General features: G+C 47.2%; 6 protein-coding genes. 1 reads left to right on the top strand and 5 read right to left on the bottom strand.

The genetic code is table 11. The features are described 5' to 3' along the window. Positions 1 to 192: 192 nt before the first annotated feature. Both ACDZ28_RS31065 and ACDZ28_RS31070 read right to left on the bottom strand, forming a co-directional pair. Positions 193 to 1,734, bottom strand: coding sequence for a response regulator (locus tag ACDZ28_RS31065; RefSeq protein ID WP_375103589.1), 1,542 nt, complete (start codon positions 1,732 to 1,734; stop codon positions 193 to 195). Between the two features lie 232 nt (positions 1,735 to 1,966). Next, positions 1,967 to 4,291: a glycoside hydrolase N-terminal domain-containing protein gene (locus tag ACDZ28_RS31070; protein WP_375103590.1), complete on the bottom strand. Its 2,325-nt coding sequence runs from the start codon at positions 4,289 to 4,291 to the stop codon at positions 1,967 to 1,969. A gap of 254 nt (positions 4,292 to 4,545) precedes the next feature. On the opposite strand from ACDZ28_RS31070, the gene ACDZ28_RS31075 reads away from it, so the two are divergent. After that, positions 4,546 to 5,415, top strand: coding sequence for a helix-turn-helix domain-containing protein (locus tag ACDZ28_RS31075; RefSeq protein WP_375103591.1), 870 nt, complete (start codon positions 4,546 to 4,548; stop codon positions 5,413 to 5,415). A gap of 72 nt (positions 5,416 to 5,487) precedes the next feature. Here ACDZ28_RS31075 and ACDZ28_RS31080 read toward each other — a convergent pair whose 3' ends face one another. The 3 genes from ACDZ28_RS31080 to ACDZ28_RS31090 form a co-directional block, all read right to left on the bottom strand. Continuing rightward, a complete protein-coding gene (locus ACDZ28_RS31080; protein ID WP_375103592.1) occupies positions 5,488 to 7,548 on the bottom strand; it encodes an alpha-galactosidase in 2,061 nt (686 codons plus the stop codon). Between the two features lie 554 nt (positions 7,549 to 8,102). Beyond that, positions 8,103 to 10,484, bottom strand: coding sequence for a glycoside hydrolase N-terminal domain-containing protein (locus ACDZ28_RS31085; RefSeq protein ID WP_375103593.1), 2,382 nt, complete (start codon positions 10,482 to 10,484; stop codon positions 8,103 to 8,105). A gap of 142 nt (positions 10,485 to 10,626) precedes the next feature. After that, positions 10,627 to 12,336 carry a right-handed parallel beta-helix repeat-containing protein gene (locus ACDZ28_RS31090; protein WP_375105444.1) on the bottom strand — a complete coding sequence of 570 codons (1,710 nt, stop codon included), beginning with the start codon at positions 12,334 to 12,336 and terminating at the stop codon, positions 10,627 to 10,629. Positions 12,337 to 12,380 lie beyond the last annotated feature (44 nt).

A 12,380-nucleotide genomic window follows, 5' to 3' on the forward strand; every position in this document is an offset into this window, starting at 1 on the left:
GAAAGCGCTACCGATTTTCGATGAACTAAAGCTCCTTTGATTGCCTTGATGGATGAAGCCCCTCACATGTGCTGAGTTATATTACATGCCTAATTGTAAAAAGCAGAGGGGCGAATATCCATATCGCAAGTTTACTATTCGTAAGGGAAAGTAACTTTTATTTCATATTACCGTACAGAAGTTCTGGCACACTCACAGACTCTTCCTATACTCGTTAGGGGTAACTCCTTGGTTCTTTAGAAATAGGGAAATAAAATAAGACGTGCTTTCGTAGCCGACTCTTTGGGCGATATCCTGAATTTTGAGCGAGCCGTCGGCCAGCAACTCTGTGGCCTTATCGAGCCGAATACGTGTTAAATAATCGTGAATCGTGATACCGGTCTTATCCTTGAATATGGAACGCAAATAGTTGGGAGATAAATAAACCTGATCAGATAAGCTATTGATCGTTATCGGCTGATCAAAATTCTGATCGATCATACTGCGAACCTTGTGAACCAGCTTCGTATTTTTGTCCATAAGACGCTCACCCAGCATACTCATAGCATTACCTGCAGTGCCCAGGATCAAATCCTCAATCTCATTCAAAGTCAGTGCATTATAGATAGAATGATATAATTCCGCCCGCTTAACCCCTTCAGGAACAGGCTGATGTAGTTGCTCCAGCAGTTCATCAACAAGATCAATCGCCCAGTCACAAATATTTTTTTTCTTGATTCTTAGTAGGGCTAAACCCTCGAAATACTGATGAAGCATCTGTGCAGCTTGCTCGAAATCTAGCTGATTGACGGCCTCAAACCACTCTTTTCTATTAAATGGCGGCACATGTTCGCTATCGAACTGGTTTGAAATCGCCAAGGCATGAATAATTGAACCCGTCCCTTTATAGAAGCGTTCATTTAAGATCTCACGCGTCTGCTTATATAGACAATGTATCTCCGTTAATTCGGTTTCCTGCGCACCTACTGCTGCCGTCACTGTGAAATCCAGTCCGCTTCGGATAGCTGCCGCCAAATCCTCCCATGCATAATACCCTGGCTGATGGCGCGCATCCATAAACACACCTACTTCCCCATCCTTATAGGGCACAAATACCGTCTCTATATTCTTCGACTTGAAGAAATGATCCAGAAAAGCTACCAACCGGTTCTTACAATCCTCCAAACTCTGCTGTTCACCCTCTGCCTCAATGGGATCGATACTGAACAATGCCATTGCGAAGCGGTTCTTCTCAGGCTGACGGGTAAGCTTACAATAGCTGGTCGCCAGATCAGCGACGTGTTCCGCATTTTTTTCATAGGAAAGCTCCTTAAGAAGGTTAGTTTTGGCCGCCTCCATGGAACGTTTCTTCATTTGAACTTCCTCACAGCGCTGCTTCACCTTCGCGATAACGCTTCCAATTTCACTTAAATCAAGCGGTTTCAGTAAATATCCGACAGCACCTACATTTAGAGCCGATTTTACATAGTTGAATTCATCATGGCCAGTCAGGAACATTAACTGCATCCAGTCATAGTTCTCATGAATTTTTTTAGCCATTTCTATACCGTTCATGATCGGCATCTGAACATCTGTTAGAATAATATCAGGTCTAATGGCCTCTATCTTTTCTAAAGCCTCTCTACCATTACTCGCAGTTCCGACCACATAGATACCCATTTCTTCCCAGCGGATATAGTCTCTCATCATCTCAAGGCCCATTTCTTCATCATCAACTAGAAAAATACTGTACACAGATGTCCCCTCCTCTTTGTTGTCTACTTCTTCTATTATATTCTTTTCCTCTTAGGCGAATATGTTCCAAATAAATGAAAGTTATTTTCAAGCATAAATCGTTAATTTGCAGTTATCACAAAAGGGCTACCCGGCCCATAGCAGACCGAATAGCCCTTTAATCATGCACTAATAACTAATAGACCAGCATTCAAACGCATAATTAAAGCGGGTGGCATTCCACGCCGAATCATTATACCAACTCCAACTGGCTGTTGAAATAGTAGCTTCCTCCTATTTCTCCTTGAACAGTAGTTCTTCTATCTCCCAACCGAAGTGTCACGGTTCCTGGTGAGTAAGTACGGATCGTAGCTTCCACCAATTGACCATTGTCCCAAGCTACATCGACCTCAGCATTTCCTTTGGCCCGCAGTCCAGATACCGATCCTGTACCCCATGCTTTTGGAAGCGCAGGCAGCAGATGTATTTCACCCTCATGGCTTTGCAGCAGCATCTCGGCAATAACAGCCGTACCCCCGAAATTCCCATCGATCACAAAAATATTGCACTCCGCTCCTCCAATGCCTGATTTGGAAAAGCTAAATAAATTATCGAAACTGAGTCCGCCTATCAAATGAGAAATATGATTAAAGGCCTTTTCTCCATCGTACAATCTAGCAAAGCCGAGTCCGAACAATGCGGCGGTAAATTCCACATCCTCTAGTTCTTCCTGAACCATCCGGTTCTCAAGTGTTACTCTCACCGCAGCGCTAAGTTCAGGTGTCTTTTCCGGTGTGATCTGATTACTTGGATATACTGCGTATAAATGAGCCAAATGCCGATGCTCCGGCTGCGCTTCCTCGTAGTCCTCGAGCCACTCTTGCAGTTGCCCTCTCTTGCCGATCTGAAACGGTGGCAGCTTGGATATTGCTTCCTTCAGCTGCTCCTGTAGTTCCTCGTCCGTATTCAGTAGTTTCGCAGACTTTAAGCAGAACTCAAAAAGGTCTTTCACCAGCATCTGATCCATGGTGGTCCCCATAGACAACTGCTGTGCCCCCTCGCTGCTATCCGCAGGATAGAAATGATTCTCCGGCGAGTTCGAAGGTCCAGTCACTAACCAGCCGTATTTGGGATGAATGGTCATATAATCCAGGAAGAATGCTGCGGCTTCTTTTAGCACTGGATAGGCCTGTTGCTCCAGAAATACACGGTCCTGACTGTATTCATAATGCTCCATCAGATGCGTCGCAATCCATAGCCCACCTGTTACGTTTAGCCCCCAAGATGTCTCCCAGCCCGGAGCCGTGAATCCCCAGACATTCGAGAATACATGTGCTACCCAGCCTTTGCTGCCATAGAAATCGCGAGCGCTTGCCTTTCCAGCATGAGACAAATCTTCAATATAGCGCATTAATGGTAGATGACTATCCCCAAGATTTACGACTTCCGTCGGAAAGTAATTCATTTGTGTATTGATGTCCAAATGATAGTCACAGCTCCAGCCCATACGGCAAGCCTCACCATCATTCCATATTCCCTGTAAATTCAGCGGTAACGGGGAGTCTGCCCGTGCTCCAGCGATAGTCAGGTAACGTCCGTACTGCAGGAACAACGCGAACAACTGCGAATCCTCCTCCTGGCCCTGTGCCAGTAATCGAATACGCCTGTCAGTCGGTAGATTCACCTTCCCCGTGGTACCTAATTGGATATCCACCTTACCATATTCTTGCTCATAATCTTCGATATGATCTTCTTTTAACTGCGCATATCCTTTAATCAAAGCCTGCTGTAATGTGCTGCTGCTCTCTATTTCCCACTCCGAGTTACTACGGTTGTAATCGGTGCTGACGGCAAAATAAATTCGCGCCTCATTGGCGCCGGCAATTCTCAATTGACCGTCCCCTCTGTACATCGTACCACCGGAAATGCTTACCTTAATTTGTCCCTTTGCCCATACTCCGCAAGTGCCGTCACTATGCACATTCTCTGTGGCTTGTCCTCTGAATTCAATAGTGTCGTCATTCACGACTTGAGTCGTAAGCGACTCTGAACCGCCCTCCAGACCGATCGTGAAGGATACGCCCCCCGGTTCATCGCTCCAAATTCTTGAAACTACCAGATCATCAGCATGAGAGGCGAAAATCTCACGATGCAGCGTTGTTCCTTTACTCTGAACCACTGTCCGAGCCACCGCACAGGTCAAATCCAGCTCTCGCTCGATTGCCGCTGCTGACCCGGAATTCGTATCCTGTTCTACAAAGTCAATGACGACCTCGCATAATCCAAGATTCGTACCGAAATTCCGTTTCTTCGGCTGCAGATGTTGTTTGGCTAGACGGTCACCTTCATTATAATCACCAGCAAAGAAGTGTTCTCGCATCTCTTCCAGCGCAGCTTTACCACCGAAAGGCGCGAGCTCCGGCTCGGCTTGACCCGACCAGTAGGTAACCTCAGTCATGTTCCATACCTCACGATACGGAGCAGCCATCACTACTGCACCTATTCTTCCGTTGCCCAAAGGCAAGCCTTGTGACCAATTCGTTGCAGGGGTAGAATACCATAATCTAAAGTCGCTCATTTTATCTTCTCCTGTCTTTACTTGAATCTGTGTAATTGTGATAACGCTCTAAATATGTTGTTAATTAGTCCGCAAAAATGATCTCAGGCCATTACTGATTAACTCTCTCCTAAGACGAATCACACTTTCTTTCACCTATCTAATAGGTTGCCAATTCATTGCGTTTATCGTAACATTTGGTATGGTTAACTGTCTTTGTTGACCTGTTCGATTATTTGACGATTTGTACGGTAATATAAGAAAAGAGGGGCCGCATGAACAAACTATCTGAAATGACACCGTATGTCGGCGCAATCATGCCTTATGTGTACGACGGCAGCAGCAATGAGCATCTGAGAGTCGGTAATGCATACGCGTTCCACTTGTTTACGGATGGCCCCGGTGAGATGGAGATCGACGGAATACGTTATCCGATTGAACGGAGGACGCTTGTCTTTCTCCGTCCCGGTCAGCCCCATGCTTTTCATATCATGCCTTCTCATCCACTGTCGTCCTACAACATCTATTTTGATTTATGGGACAACCGCTCTCCAGTATCCAATAACCTTTCATTTATCCATGCCCCTGAAGTCTTACAATTTGAAAAAAAAGCCACCGAAGCACCCTGTGCTGAGCTGAATGAGTTGCCTTGCGTATTTCCTCTAGCTAAATATCCCCTGCTATACGATAGTCTTGTGATGATTGCTAAGTCTTACAATAACGCGCTGTTCTATCGTAATGAGATGGCCAATAGCTATCTGTACGGCTGGATCTTGAGCTGGTATAATGCCCTCCATCAGCATCAGCCAAGTGATTATCGTATTGTCCGCCTGCTGGAATATTTGAACACCCACCCAGAGCGTGGCAAATCTATCGAAGATTGGTCACAGTTCTGCGGGCTCAAGCGGACATATTTCCACGAGTTGTTTCTACGGGAGACTGGAATGACGCCACGCGTCTATCATCATCATCTGGTCATGAGACGGGCGGCAGGGCTGCTTCTGGAGAGTGAGCTTAGTGTGACTGCAATTGCCGAGAAGCTGGGCTATCCTTCCATCCATCCCTTCACCAGACATTTCAGTGCCTGCTACGGCATTAATCCAACACAGTACCGCCTTAATCCGCAAAGCCGAATACGAATGTAAGACTTCAACAAAAAAAGAATACGCGCTATCCGCGAGAAGCGGTTGCGCGTATTCTTTTTTCAATGTGTATAATCAGTTGGCTTTTGCCGTTAATTTGAAGATTTTGGACTCTGCCGGCTCGAGCGTAACTACAAGCTCTCCCACTGCTTCTCCTTGTGTACCTTCCCATAGATCAATCAGTTGGTAAGCCGTTTGACCCTTCAGCCCTGCACGCTCCAAGGAGATAGATTTATGAGCAGAATTCGCAGCATCATAGTTGAAGACAGCAAGATAGAATACATCATCTTCTGCATCTTCAAGTACGAAAGCATCGGAAGCTTGCTTGCCAAGATCCCCTTCAACAGGGTGGAAAGTCTTCCCTAGGCGGGCGACATCCATAATCTCTTTATTGCCCAACCATGCTTTGGCCCGGGCGGCTGCTTCCTCTTTTCGGAAATCATCCCCTAACAGCAGTACCGTTCCAGCGATGACCGAAGCAGTCAGCCGACTCCGTCCTTCATGCCAGCCAGTGGCATCTTGGTTATGGCTCTTGTAGAGCACGGAATGATCTGGGTCATTGTAATGGTACAAGGTATGACTCATCCACCAGCCATGTGTCACAGAGTTGAGCAAATATTCCGTATCGTGTAGCGTGCCAAATACATCACAGGATACCCGGCGGCTATGCGCAAACGCATAAGGGAACAATGGCGCGATGGACAGATTGATAAAGAACGGTCGACCGATCACCTCTGGTGAGAGCTTGTTCTGCAAGTAAGTCATTCCGTAGTGATACGCTGCAATTCCTGTCATAATCTCCGGATTGTAATGCTGCCCTTCCAGCGCACCATGCGCCAAGAAGTCTAGCTTGACATACTCGAAGCCTTCCGAGATGAATTTATTCGTGTACCAATCTATTCTTTGCAGGTTTCCTGGATGTGTCGGGTCAATGGCCAGTCCTCCATCAACATCCGGCAGAATTTCTCCTTCACTGTCCCGCAGCAGGATATCACCATAAGTGTATTTTCCGTTTGTACCTTCCACGGTATCTCCGAACTGAGCCGGACTTCCCCAGAAGGCAAAAGGCGTCCAGTAAGTTCCCGGTCTATGACCGTTCTCCCTAACCAGGTCCAGTGCACTCTTCATTTCTTCTGGTGTGAAATTGTCCCAAAAAGCATCAAAGTTGATGTACAGCGTGTCCTCATTCTGGAATCCTAGCGGCTGCACTTCATTTTTCAGAAAATTACTGGTGGACGTATACAGATCGTAATCAAGCTCAGCCATTGCCGCAGACCAGCTATTCCAGCCGATAGGAACGCCGCCATCCCATGACAGAGGAGCCTCTATCCAGGTATTAGCCTGACCGTACGCTTCAAGACCTTTTCTGTAATCATCATAGAACCCTACGAAAACGAGCGGTGACTCTACTCTTGTTCCTTTCACATAACCATGTGGCTGGGAATCGCGAGTCATTTCACTTACAGCGCCGCCGTAAAGATCCAGCTCCTCGATCCTTCCGCTCTGCTCGCTTTTGATACGAATCCCTGTTTTCCACACCTTATGTGTAATGGAACCCATAATAATTCCCTGCCGGCTTTCCGGCGCGAACAATGCAGTTACTTCATAGCTTTCCGTATCCATCGGCGGTTTCACTACTGTATATCTGACCCATTTGTCGTTGTCATACGGCACACGCAGAATGCTCGGTTCTTCTGGTTGACCTGACTCCCCGCCAATTGACACCGATTGGGTCTGAATGACCGCCATCCGGTTCGCCTTAATCTCCTCGTCACTTGCAATTACAATTTGCATCAACACAAACGAAGAAGATTCATAAATATAGAAATGCTGCTCCAGCTGTGGCAGCAGGGACGTTTCGTGCAAAATGACCACATGAACACCTTTACCAAAACCCTCGCGAACTACTACTTCCTGAGACTTCAGTGTGTGGTTCTGATAATGTTCAGTGTTGTATTCTCGACCCTGCCAGCGGAATGCGCTGCGAATCCCTTTTACATGAGATGTGTTTCCACGGGCAACAGATGCTTCACCCGTCCCGAGATCAATCTCCAGATTCACCTCATCATTGGTTACACGGATAAGAGATGCTGTGTCCGTATTCACTTTTACCGTTGTAGCACTATCAGTTAGCATGATTTGCCTCCTTGTTACTGCGTTTTGGACCTTGAAGGCGGCAGGCTCTGTACCTGTGTCCCCCAAGTATGCCCTCATTATAAAGATCAGATAAAGCGTTTTCTATACAACGATCTACCGATCCATACCGTGATCTAACACTACTCAAAAACAAACCTAAATCTCCCTTGTATTCATGTCGATGACAAGATGAAGAGGGTGTATATAAAATACTTCGATGCTCAACAATTTCGTATCCACACTCCGTTTTCACCTTCGGACAGCTAGAAGAGATAGATTAGGGAAAACTTCCCTAAAAAAATCCAGAAAACACTATATTTCAATGTAATGAGGGAATTCCTCCCTAAAAAACAGAGCGAATTCCAAATTCACCACCAGATCGGATGAATTTCAGGGAGAAATTCCCTGATTGTTAGTCTTGCGAGCAGAAATCTCCGAATTTCAGGGAGTTTTTCCCTAATTGTTGATCAGCATTATATTCATACAAAAAAACAGCAGCAGAGCCTGTAATTCTGGTCCCTGCTGCTGTCCATATTCGTAAATGAAAATGACTATTATTGCTCACCAATCATAAGCTTGTAGGTCTGGCCAGCGGTCGTAGGAAAGCTTACCATTCCATCTGCGGAACGGTCACACTTGATTTCATTACCGCCATTACTCACTATAATCGAAGCATCTGTGCGGATCACACATTCATTGCCTAGTAGGGAGATAATCTGGGCTTCCACGAGATGCCCTTTATCCCACTGAATACTAACTTCAAAGCCACCGCGGGCACGCAGCCCCGCCACGCTTCCCTCCTGCCATTTATCTGGCAGTGCAGGCAGCAGATCCAGATACCCGAGGTGAGATTGTAGTAGCATCTCAGCAATTCCGGCAGAAGCGGCGAAGTTACCATCAATTTGGAATGGCGGATGTGCACCAAGCAGATTGGCATAAACACCGCCGTGACTATACTGTTCAGACTCCCCGTCCTTCACCAGCCGCAGCATGTTTGAGAGAAGGCGTAGTGAGCGGTTGCCATCCCGGAAGCGGCTCCAAAGCGCAACTCTCCAGCCCAGACTCCAGCCTGTGCTCTCATCCCCGCGCCGTTCAAGTGAGGTTCTGGCTGCAGCGAACAGCTCAGGGGTCTCTGCTTCTGTCAGCTGCCGGCCCGGATAGATGCCGGCCAAATGCGAGGTATGTCTATGATACATATCCTCATCCTCAAAATCTAAGGACCATTCCTGCAATTGTCCGTACTTACCAACCTGTAGTGGCAATAGACGCTCACGAGCACTCACCAATTCTGCACGTAAATCTTCATCTGTTCCAAGTGTTACCGAAGCTTCGATACAATTCGTAAACAGCTCCCAGATGAGCGAAATATCCATAGTAGCACCTGCGCTGACAGCAGCTAAGCCCTCTGCTGTCCGGAATTTATGCTCCGGTGAAGTAGATGGGGAGGTAATAAGCCTGCTGTTGCCATCATCAATAAGCCAGTCCAGTGCGAACAGGGCTGCCTCTTTCATTACAGGATACGCTGAAGTCCGCAAATATTCCTCGTCTCCGCCAAAAGCATAATGCTCCCAGAGATGCTGTGTCAGCCAAACACCACTCATCGTCCAGTAAGCCCAGCTTGGATCTCCGTCACCATAATCTCCCACCGGTGCTGTTTGTGCCCAAATATCCGTATTATGATGAGCTACCCAACCTCGGGCACCATAGTTGACTTGAGCAGTCTCCGCACCCATCTTCGCCAAGTTGCCGATCATATCCAGCAGCGGCTCATGGCATTCTGCCAGATTACAAATTTCAGCTGGCCAATAGTTCATCTCTGTGTTGATGTTAAGTGTATAGTTACTGCTCCACGGCGGACGGGTAACCGCATTCCAGATTCCCTGCAGATTAGTAGCTTGTGTTCCGGGGCGCGAGCTTGCGATCATCAAATAACGCCCAAAATGGAAGAGTAGCTCGACAAGACCGGGATCTTGTGCCGAGTAAGTCGTAATCCGCTGCTCTGTGGACATCGCCTCCGGGGCTAACGTCTTACCCAGCTGGAGCTTCACTCGGTCGAAAAGTGATTGGTAATCGTCGATATGCGCTTGAAGCAGACTGTCGTAAGACTTTCCATTTACATCTGCCAAGTAAGAAGCGGCAATAGCAGAAGCATCTTTCCCCTCAGCTCCCGGGATTTTATCAAAGCCATTAAAGCCTGTAGCCGCGCTGAAATAGAAGGTTGCAGCCGTTGCTCCCAACAGATGAATTCCACTACCGTCAACGGTAACTTCCCCACCCTCTGCCACTACGGAGAGTTGTCCTTCAAAGGCCATGCCCTTGCTCTTGCCAGGTTCTCCGTATTGGATGGGATTGTCACTCCAAAAATAGCTTGGATCAACATGCTCCGGTGCAGTTCCCGAGAGTACAAAGTTATCACCCTGCGCGTGAAGGCTATGCCGAAGGGAACTATCTAGCGTAGCATGTACATTCAGCGCTCCCGGTGCACTTGCAGTCAGTCGCAGTACGAGAAGCTGATCAGGATGTGAAGCGAACATCTCACGAGTGTAAGTAACATGGCCAATCTTGTATTCAATGCGGTGAACCGCATGTTCAATATCTAATGTCCGCCGATAGGATTGATAAACATCGCCATGCTCAAAACGAAGGAGTAATTCTCCAAAAGGCAGATACGATTGGGTGTACGGACCCAACATCTCTCTAGTCAGGGTATCTGCTTCAGTATAGCGGCCCTCCTGAATCAGCTTTCGTACCTTTGGCAGAGCCTCCTTAGCACCGGGATTGTTCCCATCCTTTGGGAATCCGGACCATAATGTATCCTCGTTTAAACTGACTTTCTCCTTCTCCACACCGCCGAATATCATACCACCCAGACGGCCATTCCCAATCGGAAGCCCTTCGGTCCATACATTTGCTGGCTTGTCATATTGAAGTTTCATCGGTTCTCTCCCTCATTATCTGTCATGAATTAAATGATGTTTTCCCCAAGTATGCCCTCATTATAAAGATCAGATAAAGCGTTTTCTATACATCGATCTACCGATCCATATCGCGATCTAACACAACCTAAGCTAACTCAATTCACAAATAATCGAGAATGTCGACCTCGCTGCAGGCAGTTAAACGTATCGCATCCTCAAGACTGGAAAAACGGTCCGTGTTATCCCCAAGAGTAACCCTTTCGTTAGCACTGAAGACCAGTCCTCGGGTACTCTTGGCACTAAGGGCTAACGTTTCACCAGTCTCAAACCTGTTGTTCTTAATGACAATGCCCTGATGAACAGGGGCACTCTGATCAATCTCTGTATTCTCTGGCAAAATTAATATAACCGGATGCCCGATGCCCCCGCATTCAATAAAATGATTCTCAGCGATGGTCACATCCTCCACCTTGCCAGACTCATACCAAGATTCCGCATCCAGAGCAATCAGAATCGCACTCATTTGCATCCGTTCAAAAACATTCCCCTTAATCTCTACTTTACGCCGGGTTGTCACAAGGATACCGCGGGTCGGTACCCGCGCGAGGTGATTATTTACGACTTCAACCTCCGGTGTCCAGGTTACATTCTCGATCACATCATGGCTGCCAATCCCTTCAGGAATCGGCTGTGCTAAAGTCAGTATTAGCTCGCGTGGATTGAGACGCGTAACCTCTATCACTTCATTAGCCGCATAGGTAGTCAGAGAGCCAGAACGAACAAATTCAATTTCGTCTCCCGGATGAAAGGCTAGGAAACCGTAGGTCTGCGGATGCATGAAGCGAACCTTTACCTTATTTGCCGATGTCTGCTCCACGATCCGTAGATAGGTACCATGGACATTGACAACATCATCATGTGAACCCGCAAAACGGCTGTCCGCAACGGTTATTTTACCTCGGCAGCTGGACATGTGGATGAAATCCGCAAAGCCAGTAACTGTTCGGCCTATTTCTAGGCGCGGCGAAATATCCATGCGTTGAAAAGTGAGATTGTCACTGAACTGTCCTACAACACCAAGTCCATGTAAAAAATGCAGCCCCACATTGCTGAAGGTGATGTTAGAGCTTTCCACAATGAAGACACCTACCTGATCGCGAATTCCATCACGGCTTTGCAGGACATGCCCGGGGACAACCTCAGGCCCATGATCAAAATGCAAGCGGAGCTTCATCGGCTCCAGCTCTTCTACAGAATCAGCCAGCTCCGACCAGTTGTCCATCCTCCAAGTCGTATTGCTAAGTGGATCATAGGTCTGCATAGGTCCTTCCGAGAAGCTCCAACCCTCACCGATCCAGACCAGCTTGCCATCCCTGATCTCATACCGTGAATCGGAGTGAACCTGGACATCGAAATAATGCGTACCGCTTTCAGTAATCGTCATCTCTGTCACAGTCGGTCGGGCATAGTCGGTATGTAAATTACGAATCTCTACATTTTTGCATCCATCCAGCAAGAACATGGTCTGCTTGCCATGGAAGATAAATAGAGAGCCATTTCCCTCAATCGTTAAATTTCGCAGCCCCTTTAGCAGAATTCCTATAGTCTTGGTGACATCAGGATTCTCTTCTTCACTGGTAGTGTTGGAGATGTAGTAGGGCTTCCGGATCGCCTCATCTGGATAGAAATGATAGCAGCCTTTCGGACAATCCAGCAGGACCTTTCCAGTTAAATCAGCGGCAGCTTGAATGGCTCTGTTCATGGCCGGTTGAGCATCCAAGCCGGAATCTGGCAGAACACCATAATCAGTCAGGCGGATTACGATAGGAGAAGAATCGACGCTGTGTTCTGTAAAAGAAATGATCAACACCAACTTTCATAGTATTGTAAACGCTTAATAAGAGGGAGTATAAT

The sequence above is a fragment of the Paenibacillus sp. RS8 genome (assembly GCF_041956825.1).
Classification (GTDB): domain Bacteria; phylum Bacillota; class Bacilli; order Paenibacillales; family Paenibacillaceae; genus Paenibacillus_AQ.